Origin of the sequence: Asticcacaulis biprosthecium C19 (assembly GCF_000204015.1) — a bacterium.
In the GTDB taxonomy this organism is placed as follows: Bacteria; Pseudomonadota; Alphaproteobacteria; order Caulobacterales; family Caulobacteraceae; genus Asticcacaulis; species Asticcacaulis biprosthecius.
Map to the genome: position 1 here is coordinate 555,316 of NZ_GL883078.1, position 17,814 is coordinate 573,129.

Annotated in this window: 13 protein-coding genes; 3 read left to right on the top strand and 10 right to left on the bottom strand. The window is 62.2% G+C overall.

Features of this window, described 5'->3' with window-relative positions; translation table 11 throughout:
• Positions 1-480: 480 nt before the first annotated feature.
• From ABI_RS12975 to ABI_RS13020, 10 genes are all read right to left on the bottom strand, one after another.
• A complete protein-coding gene (locus ABI_RS12975; protein ID WP_006273463.1) occupies positions 481-1,368 on the bottom strand; it encodes an NAD(P)/FAD-dependent oxidoreductase in 888 nt (295 codons plus the stop codon).
• Complete coding sequence (locus ABI_RS12980) at positions 1,368-1,787, bottom strand: response regulator (RefSeq protein WP_169313732.1); 420 nt, start codon at positions 1,785-1,787, stop codon at positions 1,368-1,370. The genes ABI_RS12975 and ABI_RS12980 overlap by 1 nt, the downstream gene beginning before the upstream one ends.
• Positions 1,788-1,978: 191 nt before the next feature.
• Complete coding sequence (locus tag ABI_RS12985; protein ID WP_006273465.1) at positions 1,979-3,031, bottom strand: LacI family DNA-binding transcriptional regulator; 1,053 nt, start codon at positions 3,029-3,031, stop codon at positions 1,979-1,981.
• 178 nt (positions 3,032-3,209) lie between these two features.
• On the bottom strand, positions 3,210-3,860 hold the full coding sequence (eda, locus tag ABI_RS12990; RefSeq protein ID WP_006273466.1) for a bifunctional 4-hydroxy-2-oxoglutarate aldolase/2-dehydro-3-deoxy-phosphogluconate aldolase: 651 nt from the start codon (positions 3,858-3,860) through the stop codon (positions 3,210-3,212).
• Positions 3,861-4,052: 192 nt separating this feature from the next.
• Entirely contained in the window at positions 4,053-5,066 is a 1,014-nt protein-coding gene (locus ABI_RS12995) for a glucokinase (protein WP_006273468.1), read from the bottom strand.
• A 9-nt stretch (positions 5,067-5,075) separates the two neighbouring features.
• Positions 5,076-6,890 carry a phosphogluconate dehydratase gene (gene edd / locus ABI_RS13000; protein ID WP_006273469.1) on the bottom strand — a complete coding sequence of 605 codons (1,815 nt, stop codon included), beginning with the start codon at positions 6,888-6,890 and terminating at the stop codon, positions 5,076-5,078.
• Between the two features lie 10 nt (positions 6,891-6,900).
• Positions 6,901-7,680: a 6-phosphogluconolactonase gene (pgl, locus tag ABI_RS13005; protein WP_006273470.1), complete on the bottom strand. Its 780-nt coding sequence runs from the start codon at positions 7,678-7,680 to the stop codon at positions 6,901-6,903.
• Complete coding sequence (zwf, locus tag ABI_RS13010; protein ID WP_006273471.1) at positions 7,673-9,157, bottom strand: glucose-6-phosphate dehydrogenase; 1,485 nt, start codon at positions 9,155-9,157, stop codon at positions 7,673-7,675. The genes pgl and zwf overlap by 8 nt, the downstream gene beginning before the upstream one ends.
• A 215-nt stretch (positions 9,158-9,372) precedes the next feature.
• Positions 9,373-9,957, bottom strand: a complete 585-nt coding sequence (locus ABI_RS13015; RefSeq protein WP_157138888.1) for a hypothetical protein — start codon at positions 9,955-9,957, stop codon at positions 9,373-9,375.
• Positions 9,954-10,466, bottom strand: coding sequence for a hypothetical protein (locus ABI_RS13020; protein WP_157138889.1), 513 nt, complete (start codon positions 10,464-10,466; stop codon positions 9,954-9,956). The genes ABI_RS13015 and ABI_RS13020 overlap by 4 nt, the downstream gene beginning before the upstream one ends.
• A gap of 73 nt (positions 10,467-10,539) precedes the next feature.
• Between ABI_RS13020 and ABI_RS13025 the strand changes: the two genes are divergently transcribed.
• The 3 genes from ABI_RS13025 to ABI_RS13035 all read left to right on the top strand — a co-directional run bounded on the left by ABI_RS13025 (position 10,540) and on the right by ABI_RS13035 (position 17,653).
• On the top strand, positions 10,540-11,295 hold the full coding sequence (locus ABI_RS13025; RefSeq protein ID WP_006273474.1) for an ATP-grasp domain-containing protein: 756 nt from the start codon (positions 10,540-10,542) through the stop codon (positions 11,293-11,295).
• Positions 11,296-11,416: 121 nt separating this feature from the next.
• The gene (locus ABI_RS23725) at positions 11,417-16,054 is read left to right on the top strand and encodes a beta strand repeat-containing protein (protein ID WP_006273476.1); all 4,638 of its coding nucleotides are present in this window, start codon (positions 11,417-11,419) and stop codon (positions 16,052-16,054) included.
• A 111-nt stretch (positions 16,055-16,165) separates the two neighbouring features.
• Positions 16,166-17,653 (top strand): class I SAM-dependent methyltransferase, encoded by a 1,488-nt coding sequence (locus ABI_RS13035; protein ID WP_006273477.1) that lies wholly within the window; start codon positions 16,166-16,168, stop codon positions 17,651-17,653.
• Positions 17,654-17,814 lie beyond the last annotated feature (161 nt).

Consider the following 17,814-nt stretch of genomic DNA (forward strand, 5'->3'; position numbering starts at 1 on the left):
TAGCATGGTTAGGAGCGCGGAACAAAGCTGCCCGCGGAATGCCCCTCACCGCACTCGCCCATGTGACCAAATTTGTGACCGGCCCCAGGCTGTTGGCGGCGATTATTGACAGCGCTATCAGCTAAGGTCAAGCGGGCTTAATACGGTCTTTACCCCCTGAAACCGATGTAAGTCTCGGTTTCATATGAAAAATATTTTTGCTTTCATTATCTATTTGACAGCGTTGTCAGTTTGCGGTTATAGATACGCTTACCCTGTTTCCTGTTGCACCTCGGTGCCTCAGGTTTGTGTTTAAAACCGCTGGCTGACGATCGGACTTCTTTCCCTTTTTCACAGTCCGGGCGTTATGTGGTTTTAAAGCGCCTTCTTAAATGTGGCATTATTTGGAAGGCACTGGCCTTTGATCCCGACGGTTCGCAAGAACCGTCGGGTTTTTTTTGCTTATCCTCCACCGCGTGCGGGGGAGGATCAGAATAACTGCTACCACGCCCTTGGTAGTTCGTGATGGATATGGCAGGCGGCGATGGCGGCGTGACCGCAGGCGACGCTGATCTGGTTCAGCCCGCTGACGACGTCGCCGGCTGCAAATAACCCCGGCACCGTCGTTTCCTGATAGGCACCGACAATCAGTTCACCCTTGTCGTCGCGCTTGGCGCCCAGCGTTTCGGCCAGCCCTGCCCGCGGCCGGCAGCCGAACATCGGATAAACGGTGTCGAAGCCGTGCCGAACGCCATCGACCGCGACGCAAGGCCCTGTACCATCGACCTCAAGATCGATGGTAACGCCTTCGATCAGTTGGATGCCGGCGTCGGCAAGCTGCCCCCTCGCCGCATCATCGAGCCCGTCGGGCTTACCGACATGGACCAGAGTCAGGTGGCCGGTGTAGGTACGCAGGAACAGGGCATGGCCGACGGCGTGATCGCTGCGGGCGACGACGGCCACCTGCTTGTCGATGGCTTCGAAGCCGTCGCAGACCGGGCACAGGCGCACAGTTCCGGCACGAATGGCAGGCTCCAGTCGCGCCATGTCCAGCCCGGCGTCGGTGATGCCCGTAGCGAGGAGTACGGTTCTGGCGTCAATCGTGCCTTCGGTCGTGCGGGCGATAAACCGATCGCCGGCCCTTTCCAGCGCTTCGACCCGGCCTTCGCGGCAGTGGACCTCATAGGGCGCCAATTGCTCGCGCAACCGTCTCAGCAGGCCATCACCGGTCACACCCTGCGGAAAGCCGGGGAAATTATGCGACACCGGAATGAGCGACGTACGACTCTGGCCATCGTCGATGACCATGACCTGGCGCCGAAACCGCGCCAGATAGATGGCCGCCGTCAGACCTGCCGGACCACCGCCGATGATCAGGCAGTCCAGCATCAGCGATGTCGACGCAGCGGATTGGTCCTCAGCAGATGCAGCATGTCGGCCAGGACATTGGGATCCACCGGCTTGACCAGGTGGAGGTCGAAGCCTGCGGCCGCCGTCATGCGCTTGTGCTCCGGTCCGGCGTGGCCCGTCTGAGCAATGATCTTGACGCCGGCCAGCGAAGAGTCCTTGCGCAGTTGCCGACAGACCTCGATGCCATCCATACCCGGCATGGCCAGGTCCAGCAGGATCACATCCGGCAGGAAGTCATGCGCTTCACGCAGTGCCGTGCGGCCGTCATGGCAACTGCGAACCTCATCACCAAAGGTTTCGATGGTCCATTCCAGCGTCTGGGCGGACGGCACATTGTCGTCGACCACCAGCACGCGCAGCGGCAAGAGTTCGGTATCCCGGTCGGGTGTAATGATCATCTTGGTCATCGGTTCAAAACAGGCTTACGGGCAAGGCAAACCGGCCGAGGCAGGCGCTATAGAAGAGTACATGGACGCCCCCCACAGGTCTGGTTGCAGGCACACGATGTGCCCGCCACAGAGATGGCGTGTCCTAGCGGAAATAAAATAAGTTCCGCATGCGGTTTGCCTGGTTGTGGAATAAAGGCGGTCTACAGCCTTGCGGCCGACTGACGCGCGATCAGCTCGAACGGCAGCAGCCGAGTATCGCCGGGGTGGCCGGCGTACTCGCCATTGGCCCGGGCCAGCAGCATGTCGGCGGCCTGGTGGGCCAGGTCCTCGATCGGCTGGCGGATCGTGGTCAGGTGCGGCCACACCAGCAGCGCGCCCGGCGTGTCGTCGAAGCCGACAACCGAGACGTCGTCCGGCACGCGGATGCCGGTCTGGTGACAGTGGGCGATCATACCGAACGCCATCGAGTCGTTGCTGGCGAAGACCGCTGTCGGACGTTCGGCGCCGGCGAACAGCGACTTAGCCGCGTCGATGCCGGATTCGAAGCTGAAATAGCCCTGCTTGACCCATTCGGCGCGCGGTTCCATGCCGGCGTCGCGCATGGCCTTGACATAGCCCTCATAGCGCAGGTGCGAGGCGCCGTGTTCCGGGTGGCCGAGGATAAAGCCAATATCGCGGTGACCCAAGTTCAGGAGGTGCTGCGTCATCTCGTAAGCGGCTTTGGCGTCGTCCATGCGCACCGCAGCCGACCGGTCGGGATAGAGAAACGGCGCAACGCGGACATAGGGCACGCCGGCGGCTTCGATGGTTTGCAGCACGACCGCCATGTCGCACAGCGGCGGCGTGAGGATGACGCCGTCCAGCCGGATCGTGGCGAGCAGCCCGCCGATGGCGCGCTCCAGGTCGGGGGCGTGGGCATCCTGGGGCTCGGCCATGACGTGATAGCCGCTCTGGCGGCAACGCCTGATGGCGCCCATCTGAAGGTCGTAGACGTAGGACTGGCTGGGGTTATCGTAGAGCAGGCCGATCATGAAGCTGCGCGCGCCGGCAAGGGACCTGGCCAGCAGGTTCGGCCGATAATGCAGCAGGTTGGCAGCTTCCTTGACCTTGGCGCGGGTTTCGTCGCGCACATTGGGTTCGTCGTTCATGACACGTGAGACGGTCTTGATCGATACGCCGGCCAGGCGTGCCACGTCATTGATGGTCGAAACCGCGCTTGCGGGGTTAGAAAGCGCTTTAGGCGGTTGTGCCAATGACAGTGTCCTGCGTTGTCGCGACATCACCAAAAGGTGTTGTGTGACACCATTCTGCGTCTGTGACAGCTTTGTCAACCGCTCAGGAGTAGGTCCTTAAACTGAAAGCCCCTCACCCGATCGCGTTCACTTCGTTCCGCCCTCGTCCTCTCCCCGTAAACGGGGAGAGGTAATTTCATCAGATCGTTGGTTCGGCCTTCTTCTTGCCGAAGGTCGCGACCGCCTCGGCGGCCAGGCGCGAAATCTCGTTCCAATTGCCGTCCTTCATGGCCTTGGCCGGCGCGACCCACGAACCGCCGACGCACAGCACATTGTCCAGAGCCAGGAACTGCGCCGCATTGCCGGCATCTATGCCGCCGGTCGGGCAGAACTTGACCTGGGGCAGCGGACCGCCGATGCCCTTCAGATAAGGCACACCGCCGGCCGGCACCGCCGGGAAAAACTTCAGGTGGGTAAAGCCCCACTCAATGGCCTTCATCACTTCGGAAGACGTCGCCACGCCCGGCAGAAGTGGTGCGGCGTCCTGATGGGCCAGGGTCTTGGTCAGGCCAGGCGAGACGAGGAACTTGGCGCCGGCCTTGGCGGCCTTTTCGGCATCCTTGGGCGTCAGCACCGTCCCGGCGCCGACGACGGCGTCCGGACGTTCCTTGGCGATCAGCTTGATGGCGTCCAAGGCGCAATCGGTGCGCAGGGTGATTTCCAGGGCGCGGATTCCGCCCTTCAGCAGGGCATCGGCGAGGGGAAGGGCCTGGTCGAGGCTCGGGATCACCATCACCGGCAGAACCGGGCCCAAGGTCATGAACTTTTCTACGTCGGGATGGGTCGGCATGGGGAATCCTCTTGATGGGCCGGCGCACGCATACACTGCCGGTAAAAGGCGATCCACAGATTACACAGATTACACAGTTTTTTTAGGGGCGCTTCGCGCCGATCACATGCCCGACCGGTCGCTCCGGAGATTCAATCCAACCCCTGAAAAATCTGTGTAATCTGTGAAATCTGTGGACCCACTATTTTTAACTTACGCGGTTATCTGGACATCCGTCAAAGCATTGGCCGAACCGAGCAAGGCCGCGTACGGATGGATGATGATGCGCGAGGGCGTAGCGGCCACGATGTGGGCCAGCGGCGCCTTGGCTTCCATGCGGGCACGGAAACGCAGCTCGTCGATATGCTTGATCAGACGCGGCGCAATCCCACCGGCGATGAACATCCCCGAGGTGGCGCCATGCGCCAGGGACAGGTCGCCGCAGACGCTGGCCATGATGTCCAGGAAGGCCTCAACGGTATAGCGCGAGCCGGTGGCATCCTCGCCGTCCAGATGGGTGATCTGGGCCGGGGTAAAGTCGTGCGCCGGTTCACCGCGGATCGCCGAAATCGCATGATACAGATTGACCAGGCCCGGACCCGACAGCAGCATCTCGACCGTGACGCGGCCGTACTTTTTGCGCAGCACGCGCAGGATTTCGCTTTCGTAGTCGTTGACCGGCGCAAACGAGATGTGGCCGCTTTCGGTCGACAGACAGTAGGGACCAAATTCACCGCCGACCAGAACCGAGGCGCCGAAACCGGTGCCGGCGCCCATGACGGCGTGGACATTGCCAAAGCCTGTCTTGACGGCGCCGATGGTCTTGGTGTCGGCATCGCCCAGGTGCGGCAGCGCGAAGGCCAGGGCAGCGTAGTCGTTGATCAGCCGCGTCTTGCGCGCGCCGGTCGTCTGGCCCAGCAGGTCCTCGCGCACCAGCCAGTCGAGGTTGGTGAACTGGATCGCCCCGTCCTTGACCGGACCGGCCACGGCCACAACCGTAAAGTCGAGCTCCGGCTTGCCGCCGATCATGGCGAAATAACCAGTCAGGGCGTCATAGACGTCCTTGTAGTCCTCGCACTCCAGCGACTTGAAATTGGCCAGGGTGGTCTTGCCGGCGACGCGCTCGGCAATGGCAAATCGGGCGTTGGTGCCGCCGATGTCGCCAACCAGACCCCGTAGGGGTTGCGATGAAGTGATGACGGATCCCGTCTCAAAATGCGCTGTCATACTATGTCTTTACCAAAATACCGCGCCACCCGCGTCAGCCGGTCCGACCGATCTGCGCATGTGGGCGAAGAGTTCCCGTCCTACACCATCAGCCTCTTCGGGCTGTAAGGCGTTTGCTCTTTGAGCGAACTCGGCGGCATCTCCGAGGTAGTCAATAGTGCCTTTTTCACAGTCGACCCGCAACAGGTCGCCGTTTCTCAGCTTGGCAATCGGTCCACCATCCATGGCTTCCGGCACCAGATGGATGACGGCCGGCACCTTTCCCGAAGCGCCGGACATGCGTCCATCGGAGACCAGGGCGACCTTGCGGCCGGCATCCAGAATCGACGACAGGCCCGGCGTCAGCGAATGCAGTTCCGGCATACCATTGGCTTTTGGCCCCTGGAACCGGACGACGCAAACAAAATCGCCTTGCGGGAGTTCCTTGGCCTTGAAGGCCGCCAGGAAGTCGTCCTGATCGTCGAACACCACGCACGGTCCTTCGACCACCTGGTGCTCCGGCTTGACGGCCGACACCTTGGCGACCGCGCGGCCGATATTGCCCTTGATTTCCCGCAAGCCGCCTTCCGGCGAGAACGGGCTGGCGACGCCGCGCAGGATGGTTTCGTCCAGACTCTTCTCCGGCGAATCGCGCCAGGTCAGGACACCGTCCTGCAGGTAGGGCTCGCGGGTGTAGTCTTCCATGCCCTCACCCCAGATGGTGGTGACATCGCCGTGCAGCAGGCCGGCCGACAGCAGTTCGCGAATGACGAAGCCGATACCGCCCGCGGCGTGGAAGTGGTTCACGTCGCCGGCGCCGTTGGGATAGACCCGCGCCAGAAGCGGCACGACGGAGGACAGCTTGTCCATATCTTCGAGAGTCAGGATGTAGCCCGCCGCCCGGGCCATGGCCGGTAGGTGCAGGGCGTGGTTGGTCGAACCGCCCGTGGCCAGCAGGCCAATGACGCCGTTGACGATGGCGCGTACGTCGATGACGTCGGCCATGCGCTTCGGGTTTTTGGAATTCTCGGCGGTCTTCGCCGCGCGTTCGACGGCGGCATTGGTCAGGGCATCACGCAGGCCGGTGCCCGGCGACACAAAGGCTGCGCCCGGCACGTGCAGGCCCATCATCTCCATCAGCATCTGGTTGGAGTTGGCTGTGCCATAGAAGGTGCAGGTGCCGGCGGCGTGGTACGACGCCATCTCGGCTTCCAGCAGCTTGTCGCGGCCGACCTGGCCCAGGGCATACATGGTCCGGATCTTGGCTTTTTCCGGATTGGGCAGGCCTGACGACATCGGACCGGACGGCACGAAGATGATCGGCAGATGAGCAAACGACAGGGCGCCGATGACCAGGCCCGGCACGATCTTGTCGCAGATGCCCAGCATCAGGGCGGCATCGAAGGCATCATGGCTAAGTGAAATCGCCGTCGACATGGCGATGACGTCGCGCGAAAACAGCGACAGTTCCATCCCCGGACGGCCCTGGGTCACGCCGTCACACATGGCCGGCACGCCGCCGGCGACCTGGGTGGTGGCGCCGAACTTGCGGGCGAAGGCGCGGATCTTTTCGGGGTAGTCGTGGTACGGCTGGTGGGCCGACAGCATGTCGTTATACGAGGTCACGATGCCGATATTGGGCACGGCGTCCAACGCCTGCTGCAGCTTGTCGGTGTCGGTCGAGGCCGCCACGACGTGGGCATAGTTGGCGCAGGACAGCTTCTTGCGCCGCGGCTCATCCGACTTGTAGCGGTCGGCGCGGCGCATGAACTGGGCCCGCAACTCCGTGGAGCGGTCGGCGATGGCGGCTGTGACTTCGGCAATAACAGGATGCAGTTGGGTCATAATAGGTCTCTCACGCGGCCCAGACGAATTCGACGGGTGCGGGGCACTGGGCCAGGAAGGCGCCGATTGGCGATTCCAACGGATCGGTCGACTGGCTGGCGCTGCGCAGCACCTCCAGCTTGGTGGCCCCGGTGATAAAGAAGATAATCTTGCGGCTGCGGTTCAGCGCCGGAACGCTTAAGGTAATGCGCGGCAGGACGGGTTCCAGCGAGCCGTCGGTCGGTGCGACCGGCAGGACGATGCGGTCGGTGCCATAGACCTCGCCATTGATGGCATGGTGCGGGAAGATCGAGGCATAGTGGGCATCCGGCCCCATCCCCATCAGGGCGATGTCGAACACCGGCGCCGCCCCGCCCCCCAACTCCAGGAAGCGCGCCTCAGCCTTGTCGGCACAAGCCTGAGCACTCGACAGGTCCTGGATCAGGGTCATGAAATCCATGTCGTCCAACACCGGCTCCAAGGCCTCGCGCATCATGCGGGTGTTGGAATTGGTGTCGTCGGTCGGCACGAAGCGCTCATCGACCTGGGCCAGGGTGATGCGGTCCCAGTCGAGGTCCAGGGTCGTCAGGCTTTCATAGATCGGCTTGGGCGTGGAACCGCCGCAACCGATCCACAGCGCCTTGCCGCGGTCGGCCACGGCGGCCTGCAAGGTGTCGGCGATAACATCGGCGACATAGGCGCCGGCGTCAGCCTTGCTGACGAAGCTGAGAACGCGAACCTCACCGCCCGGTGCCGGCCAGTGCAGCACCGTCGGTTCGGGAATATCACGCTGAACGGCGGCCTCAGTCATTCCAGGTACGGCCTTCGTCGCGTTCGATCAGGCGATAGCCGCTGACCGGGCCAAAGGTACCGGCCGGGTATTGCTGGGGCTTCATGCTGGTCTTGGTCCAGCTATCGATAATGCCGTCGACCCACATCCATGCCGCCTCGACCTCGTCGCGGCGGACGAACTGGGCGTTATTGCCCTGGAGCGCGTCCAGGATCAGGCGTTCATAGGCGATGCGGCGGCGCGGGGCTTTTTCACCATTGCCTTCAAAGGCCTTGATCAGCGACAGCGACAGGTCGAGCGACTGCAGGTGGGTGCCCTCGGCGGTCAGGCCGGGCGCCTTGTTCATCACGGTCAGCGAAATGTCTTCATCGGGCTGCAGACGGATGTGCAGGCGGTTGGCCTTGGCCTCGGTGCCAAAGATGGAGTGCGGCAGCGGTTTGAACTGGATGACGATTTCGGTCGAGCGCGACGGAAGGCACTTGCCCGTGCGCAAGTAAAACGGCGTGCCGGCCCAGCGCCAGTTGGCGATTTCGGCCTTGATGGCAACGAAGGTTTCAGTGTTCGACGGCGAACCTTTTTCGACCTCGTAGCCGGCGACCGGATGGCCATCGGCGAAACCGGGGCCGTACTGACCGCGGGCGGTGTGGTCCTTGACGTTGTCGACGGTGATGGCTTTGAGCGAACGCAGCACCTTGACCTTTTCGTCGCGCAGGGCGTCGGACGACAAAGCCGATGGCGGCTCCATGGCCAGCAGGCAGACCAGTTGCAACAGATGGTTCTGCAGCATGTCGCGGATCGCGCCATATTCGTCATAATAGCCCAGGCGCTCACCGACCCCGACGGTTTCGGCGATAGTGATCTGGACGTGGTCGATGGTCTGCGAGTTCCACAGCGGCTCGAACACCACATTACCGAAACGCAAGGCGATCAGGTTCTGGACGGTTTCCTTGCCCAGATAGTGGTCGATGCGGAAGGTGCGCGATTCGTCAAAGGCGTGGGCGACGGAGTCGTTGATGACCTTCGACGAGGCCAGGTCGCGGCCGATCGGCTTTTCGATGATGACGCGGTTGGGCGCCTTGTTCAGGCCGGCGCGCTCGATATGCTCGCAGATCGGCTTGAACAGCGACGGCGATACCGACAGGAAGAAGACGACGTCGAGATGTTCAATATCACCCAGTTCGGCCTTCAGCTTGGCGCCCCAATCGTCCTTGGCGGCGTCCAGCGCCACGTGAACAATGCGCTTGCGAAACCGCGCCAAAGTGCCGGGCTCCAGCGACTCGCCCACCCGCTTGGTGACGGCATTGCCGATACGATCAACGCAGACCTCGGTGCCGCAGTCTTCGCGCGCGACGGAAATGATGCGCAGATTGTCGGCCAGGAACCCGTCTTGGTCCAGCATGGCCAGGGACGGCCACAGCATCCGCATGGCAAGATCGCCGGTACCACCGACCAGAACGAAGACCTGTTGCCGGCTTCCCGCCGCTGAGCTCGAGACCATAAGGTGTTGTTTCCTGCTACCAAGGACCTGCCTGTTAACTCAGGCTTATCGGTCGCACCCTGCGGCGCGCCAGTTCATGACAACGCTGTCATAGCCCGTCTCCCGGGGCAGGTCAATCGTGAATCGGATTTAGCGCCGAGGTTCGACGCGCACGGCGGTCATATAGTCCCAAAGGGTGAGATGTGACAAGCGGATAGGACGATAGAAGACGGATATTACAGGGCGACAACCCGCTCGCCATCATCGTCATACCGAAGATATTGCAGCACTTCCCCCTCCAGTTGGTAGCGGAGGTGATACGTGCTGCCATGATCCACTGAAACCGAAAACGCGACCGTGCCATGGTCGACCCATTTTTCGCAGTCGAGATAGTAGCGAACACCCTTGGTAGTGGCGACTGCAGCCATGGTGTCGTTGCGAGCGTAGATGCGGGTCAGCAACGCCCTTGGATTGACCGTCCGTATCGTTTCACCGCGGTAATGCAGGACCTCACACCCCAGCTCATCGCTGCCGTTGACATAGTTGATAAAGACACCCTGGCCCGTGGTCGACCAACGCCCGGATATTCCCCTGTAAAAGGTTGAGCGATAGGTTTCTCGTCCCGCCCTTGAGGCCGACAACTCGTAAACCGTGCCTTCGACTTCGTTGATATCCGTCTGGACCAGGTCAAGCCGGAGCGTTCCGTCCGGCGAGGAGACGGACATGGCTCCGTCTTTCGCCGGAAGGTCGAAGTGCTTTCCGCCAGTCAGTCCGGCGCACCCTCCCACCAGAAAAGCCGCTGCCAGGATCACCATTCTCATGGACGCTGTCCGTAAAAGTCGCACGCCTCCAGCCCGATACGAAAGCCGGTGATGGCGTCATGATAGGCACCCGGCCCCAGGGCTTCGTCGGCGCGGATGGCGTCGGCGTCGACCTGATCCAGGGAGGCGGCGATGATGATGGCCAGGTCCGTCAGGCTCTCGGGCTCGCGCGCCTTGAGACGGGCGCGTTGCGCCGTTGTCATCTCTTTTAGGGCGTCCTTTACGACTGCAGCCACAGCCTGCGCCCCGGCCCTGTCGCATAGAACCGGTTTGAGCGCCTTTGACATTGCCACGGCATCCAAGTCTGCAGTTGCCATCCTGCGGCCGAGATTGGCGTAAGCATCGACCCCCAGATTTCCGACCGTCGCGTCTTTCTCTACGTGAAACTTGCCGTCTTCGCCGGTATAGCTGTGCTTCACCGGCCGCGCCAAACGCTCTGCCGGTTGTGCGCCGGCAACGCAGGCCAGCGCCATGCCCAAAAGTGCAGCGGACACAAGGAACAATTTCATCCTACCCCCGAAAACCATGGCCAGCGACATCCGTCACTGATAAGCGACTCCACTCTATCACAGGACGTCCATCGTGTTCGACATCGCTTTTATTCAGGAAAAGGGCAATGGACGCCTGGCGCACGAGAACGCCCTGGTGCACGAGCACTGCGTCAGGATCGGTCAGCCGTTCGAACTGTTTACGCCCAAGCGCCTCCTCCGCCGCCAGTTGCCACTGACCCGGCGGTCGTTTGTCTTCGGTGACGTCGACATCACGCACAGTGCCATGCGGCAACTGAAGATCGCCATTCCCGACACCTCCTGCTATCCGAAGGCCCTGAGATCGTACTTGCACCGCCGTGTCTGGACGGACACTCTCGGCGTCTTGCGTCAACGCATCGACGATGGCGCAGCCCCGGTCTTCGCCAAGCCGGCCTCACGCCTCAAGATCTTCACCGGACGGGTGTTCGCCCACCACTCAGACTTCTACTACGTCGGAAGCACAAGCTGGAAGGAGCCGCTCTGGTGCTCTGACGTCGTCGAGTGGCGCTCGGAGTACCGCGTATATGTGATCGGCAGCGAGATCGTGTCCGTCGATCATTATGACGGCGACGTCGGGCTAAGACCCGATCCGGTCGTCCTCGCTCAAGCCGTTGCCGAATACACCCGCTCCGGCGAAGCCCCCGCGGCTTACGGCATCGATTTCGGCGTACTGTCTACGGGAGATACCGCCCTGATCGAAGCGAATGAAGGCTATTCGCTCGGCGCCTATCATATCGGTAGCGAAGCCTATGCCGGACTCGTGTTCACGCGGTGGCGGCAACTCCTGGAATCGTTGCCCACTGACTGAGAGTAGCAGGTAAGAAGTCACCCGCTTTTCGCCTTTTTGGCTTGATTACAGATCGTAAATAACGTGGTAACGATTGCGACAAAGCTGTCCTGGGAGGCGGCATGGCGTTCAGGGACCGGGCATGAAAAAGATCGACGACAGCCTCAATCTTGACATCGCGTCCGGCCTCGGCTCGGCTGGGCCGGGTCACGACACAGAAACAGGCGGTCCCGGCAACGACAGCCTGGCAGGGCTTGACGGCAACGATGTCCTGGACGGCGGCGCGGGCAGCGACACGATGGTCGGCGGCAACGGCAACGACACCTTCTATGTCGACTCGACCGGCGACAATGTGGTCGAGAACAGCACCGGCGGCATCGATACCGTCTTCAGCAGCGTCAGCTACAATCTGTCGGGCCGCTACATTGAATTCCTCAACCTGACCGGCGCGGCCCATATCAACGCCACGGGCAATTCGTTCGCCAACACCCTCACCGGCAACAGCGGCAACAATATCCTCAACGGCCTGGCCGGCAATGACAGCCTGGATGGCGGCGCGGGCATCGACACCCTGATCGGCGGGGCCGGTGACGACACCTTCACCGTCGACAATGCCGGCGACACCGTCACCGAACTGACAGGCGAAGGCACCGACACCGTCCGCTCGTCGCTCAACTACATCCTGAGCGCCAACCTGGAACACCTGATCCTGCTGGGCGCTTCCAATGCCAACGGCACCGGCAATGACGGCAATAATGCTCTGACCGGCAATGACGGCACCAATGTGCTGACAGGCGGACTGGGTAACGATACCTATTATGTCCAGAACACCGGCGACAGCGTCGTCGAAGCCGCCAATGCCGGCTTCGACACGATCGTCTCGTCGGTGACCTATAGCCTGGCCGGCAAGCAGGTCGAGAACCTGACCCTGACGGGCGGTACGGCGCTCAACGCCACCGGCAATGGGTTCGCCAACGTCCTGGTGGGCAACAGCGGTGTCAACATGCTGGACGGCGGCGGCGGCCATGACCGGCTGGATGGCAGCATCGGCGCCGATATCATGACCGGCGGTACCGGCAACGACACCTATGTCGTCGATGACGCCTATGACTTCACCACCGAGGCCTCCAGCGGCGGCTCCGACCTGGTCGAATCCTCGGTCAACCATGCTCTGGGGTCCAATGTCGAGAACCTGACCCTGACCGGAACCGCGGCCATCAACGGCATCGGCAATATCCTGAGCAACGTGCTCATCGGCAATAGCGGCGTCAATATCCTGACCGGTGGGGCCGGCAACGACACCTACTATATCCAGAACGCCAGCGATAATGTCGTTGAAGCCAGCAGCGGCGGCAACGACACCGTCTTTTCGAGCGTCAGCTACGGTCTGTCGGCGCGGTATATCGAAACCTTGAACCTGACGGGTTCGGCCAATATCAACGCCACCGGAAACTCCTTCGCTCAGGCGCTGAATGGCAATGCCGGCAATAACAATATCAACGCCCTGGCCGGCAACGACACCCTGAACGGCCATGCCGGAAATGACAGCCTGACCGGCGGGGCCGGCGGCGACATGTTCGTCTTCGACACGACTGCCGGAACGGCGTCGGCGACCGACAGCGTCCTGGACCTGAAATTTTCCGACGGCGACAAGCTGCGTTTGATCACGCCCAGTGATACGATCGAGTTGGTCAGCTATGCGGGCCTGGCCCGCTTCGTTGCGCGCACGGCGGGTGCCTCGGTCACCGGCGGGCCGTCGCAGGGTGTGGCGCGCGTCACCCTGACGGACATCAATGGCAATCCCCAATCTATCAACATAACCGACGCCAGCGGGTCGGCCCTGCTGGCATATCAGCAGGCGGCCATCGACCTGGTCGTCAGCGACGGTGTCGCGCTTGACGCCGGACTGACCTATGTCGCGCGCTTCGTCGACGCCAAGGGCTCGGTGATCGCCAGTGACGGTACCAATGGCTGGATCGCGCTGGACTCCTTCTCCTGGACCAGCCAGGGCTACGCCAACCTCGTCTTCGACACCGACCAAGCCGCCACGACCCTGCTGAAATCGGCGACCCAAGGGCTTCAGGTCGGGCTGGAGGTCGAGGCCTACCGCACCACCGCCAGCGGACTGGAGCTGGTTGACCAGTACCTGTTCGACCGCTCCACCATCAACTCAACATCGACGGGGCCCAATATCCAGCAGGTCTCCCTCCAGCTTGGCCGGGCCGAGCATGAACACTGGTCACGCGACAGCAAGGGCGCGCCGGAGTCCGACCAGTATGGCTGGAATTTCGCCGCGACGGGGCCAGTCGATCTGAGCAGCAGCGCGAGTTTTACCGGGGACGGCGGCTTCTCCGGCACGCCCGGCGGCGAGCTGAGCTATGTCGTGCGGTTCTTCGACGCCAAGGGGGCTGTCATTGCCAGCGAAGGCAGCAATGGCTGGGTCCAGGTCAGCAATCCAGGCTTCGGCATTTATGTCGACAACCTCACCAACAAGGTCACGCGTAGCGATTTCAACCTCGCCCTGGATGGGGTGCTGTCGACGAAACTGAGCGCGGCCCTGCAGAACGGGTCGGCCCTGAAGGTCGAAATCGAGGCTTACAGCGGCAGCGGCAGCGGTCTCGTCGTGGTCGACGAGTTTCTGTTCACCAATGCGCGTGTTCAGGGTATGAGCGTGTCCGCATTCGCCGGCGACAGAGAACAGACCGGTTTGGCCCTGACCTATACGGCCACTCAGCACCTGCACCACAGCGTCGACAGCAACGGCAAGGCCTCCACCAGCCAGGCAGGATGGGACTACACCGCCCAGGCCCCGGTCGTGCTCACCGATCCCGGCGACTTTACGGCCGCCGACACGCTGGTCGCTGCGCCCGGCGATAGGCTGCTGGTCGGACGTTTTGTCGACAGCAAGGGTAATGTGCTCGCCACCGAAGGCAGTGATGGCTGGATCGAACTGTCCAGCCTTTCCTACGCCGCAGGTCCTGGCAATTTCGACTCCACGCCGGATGATCTCGTGGTTTCCCTGTCGCTGACAGGTACTGACCAGGTGCTGACGGCACTGGAAATGTCGCAACTGAGCGTCCAGGGCATCCAGTTCCAGGTCGAATCCCTGTCGCTGATCGGGGGCACCTACCGCCAGGTCGATGAGTACCTGTTCGACGCCACCCGCCTCCTGAACACCGTGATCGCCCCGCCACCCGCGGGCACGTCAGCGCCGGACGCCAGTTTCCTGACCTTCTTCGCGCCGTCCTACACGCGGACCCACACCACCTACGACTCAAAGGGTTCAGTCACCGGCACGACCACAACCGGCTGGAATTTCCCCGGCGGCGTGCCTGTAACTCTCCCGGATACGGTCGATTACGACCCCTTCAGCCAGACAGCGGCGCAGCATACGGATGACCTGACCTATGTCATTCGCTTCTTCAGCGACGGCAAGACGGAATCGGTGATCGCCAGCGACGCCGGCAGCAGCGGCTGGATCTCAGGAAACGGTGCGGTGGTCATCGACAATAACGGCGTCATCAATCTCACAATCGCCGGCGACATGGCCGCGAATGCGCTGAAATCGGCGATGATGACGGGCGGACAGGTCGGCGTTGAAATCGAGTCCTACCGGGCGGGCGTTTCCACCTGGCAAATGGTGGACAACTACCTGTACGCGGACGTGACGGTCGTGCAGATCATCGAGGCCGGCGGCAAGGCCGAGATTGCCGTTGAGATCGGCCAATATACCCACCGCCATCATGACGCCAAGGGGACGGCCACCGAGGCCGGCTGGGATTTCCAACTCAACAAGGCCGCGACCATCAGCGATCCCGGCGATTACGTCACGGAGGACGTTCCCGAGGTCGCTGTCGATGCGCCCCAGGCCCTCACCTACTATGCCCGCTTCGTCGACGCCAAGGGCAATACGCTGGACAGCGACGGCACTGGCGGCTGGGTCGCTCTGTCGAACTTCGAAAGCTTTGTCAGGGACAACGACGCCAGCATCGGCCTGACCTTCTATGACGACCAACTGAGCCTGGCCTTGAGCGAGGCTCTGCTGACGAATGCCGGGCTGGGCCTGGAGTTGGATGGTTTTGCGGGTACGCACCTGGTGGATCAATACCTTTTCACAGGTGTCGATGTCCGCCTGAGCGAAACCAACCTGGACGTCAGACGCGTTGAAATGAGCGCCAGTGCGTTCCAGACCTCGCACAAGGGCGACGCCGGCTCCAGCACATTCGGTTGGGATTTCAAAGCCGACCAGCCTGCCAGCCTGACCAGCGCCGGCGCCTACAATCCGGCGACGCCGGCGGGCGGCGCCGACGCTGACATCGCCTACTATCTGAGACTGGTCGACGGCAAGGGCAATACGGTTGCCACCGATGGTGGTCACGGCTTCATTGCGATTACCGAGCTCCAGTTCATCTTTCAGCCGGGCGGGCCCGACGGGAATGTCAGTTTCAGCCTGGGCTCAGACCAGATTTTGCTGTCATCGTTGAAAGGCGCACTGACCGACGACCCGTTTCTGCGGATAGAGGTCGAGGCCTATGCCGCCGGACCGGGCGGTCTGCGCATGATCGACGAATTCCTGTTCGACTCGGCCCATTTCCTTGGCCAGTTCGAGTCTGACTCGCCAAAGGCCAGTTTAAGCATCTCGTTCGATCAGTTCCAGCAGTCCCACTATGCATCGACAGGCAAGGGTGATGTGCCCGTAACCTTCGGCTGGGATTTTTCCGACAGCCTTGGGGTGAACCTGGGGACGCCGCACGCCGACCTTCTGGACCTGATATCATAGGACACTGCAGAAGGCGGAAGACAGGCTCTCTTAGCCGCCATTCCGCTTTCCCTTGAACCATGACGCGAAGCAGGTTCAATTTGCGTCTGTCAAACACACAAGGGATGAACCGTGTCCGATGATACCTGGACCGGCGGCTATGTCGTCGATGTCGAATATACGCACGGTTTCTATCCGGAACTGGCGCCGCTGAACCTGGCCATGGCGGCAACCCTGGCCGGACGGCGGGCGGTTGACGTGGACCAGGCCTACACCTACCTCGAACTGGGCTGCGGCAACGGCTATTCGACAGCTCTGCTGGCGGCGGCCAATCCGCACGGCCAGTTCTGGGGAAACGACTTCAATCCGACCCACATCCTGAATGCGCGCGCCACGGCCCAGGCCGCCGGGCTTGAGAATGTCACCTTCCTCGAAGCCAGTTTCGAGGACCTGCTCAGCACCGAACTGCCCGAGTTCGATATCATCACCTTGCATGGCATCTGGTCGTGGGTCAGCGCCGAGAACCGCCACTATATCGTCGAACTGATCCGCCGCCGGCTGAAACCTGGGGGCCTGGTCTATGTAAGCTATAACTGCCTGCCCGGCTGGTCGCGGGTGGCTCCGCTGCGGCGTCTGATGAAGCTGGGGGTCACTAACGCCGCAGCCCCCGCGCCGGCGCGTGTCGAACAGGCCCTGACCTATGCCCGCGCCATGAGCGAAGCTGGCGCCGGCTTTTTCGCCGCGACACCGGAGACCGGCGCGCTGCTGGACCGGCTGGCCAAGGAGAATCCGACCTATCTGGCGCACGAATATCTCAACGAACAATGGTCGCTGTTCTATCAGGACGAGGTCGCCGATGCTTTGTCCCCGGCCAAGCTCGGCTATGTCGCCCAGGCCCGTCTGATGGAAGGTTTCGACCAGTTCAATTTCAAACCCGCCCAGCGCGCCCTGTTGACCGCCCCCGACGCGCCGGCAGCGAGCGAAGTCGTGCGCGACTTCCTGCTCGATCGGCGTTTTCGGCGCGATGTCTATAGTCGCGGTGCCCCGGCGATTACACCCGACGAGGTTTCGCAATGGCTGTGCGGACGGCGTTTTGCCCTCGCCCGCCTGCGCAGCCTGTGTCCTCTCAAGTTAAAGCGGCCTGGCGGCGAGTTCAACCTGACCCCGCAAGTGTTCAACGGCGTGCTCGATGGCCTTGTGGCGGGACCGGCGACGGTTGAACAACTGTGTGAGATGCCTGACCTAAAGGGAAACGAAGCTCGCCACATCGAGCAGGCTCTGGGCGTGCTGTGCGCCCTCGACTATGTCCAGCCGGCGCTCGCGGCCGAAGGTCAGACCGCCCGCAAGGCCGTGACCGACCGCTTCAACGCTGCCGGGCTGCGATCGGCCGCGGCGGGCAAGCCGGTTGCCGCACTGGCGTCACCGGTCACCGGCACGGGCATTCCCTTGCCGGGGCCGGAACAGGCCTTCCTGGCGGCCATTGTGCGCGGTCATTCGCCCGAAGCTGTGGCTGACGCCATGACGCCCGAGTCCGAGGACCAACGCAACGCCTTGCGCAAGCGTGCCCAAACCTTCGCCCGCGAAGGGCTCAGCGTGCTCAAGGCTTTGCAGGTGATCTGACGGCCCGACTCCGTTTCATCCGTCTTTTCGCAGTAATTCTTGGTCTTCTCCACGGCTTGTCTGCGATTTCGCCCTATGGAATTTACCAGCAAGAATCATAGCGCTACGAACTCGTCCAACGGCTAGTCTGGCGACCTCATTGAAGGAGCCTTGCCATGTCA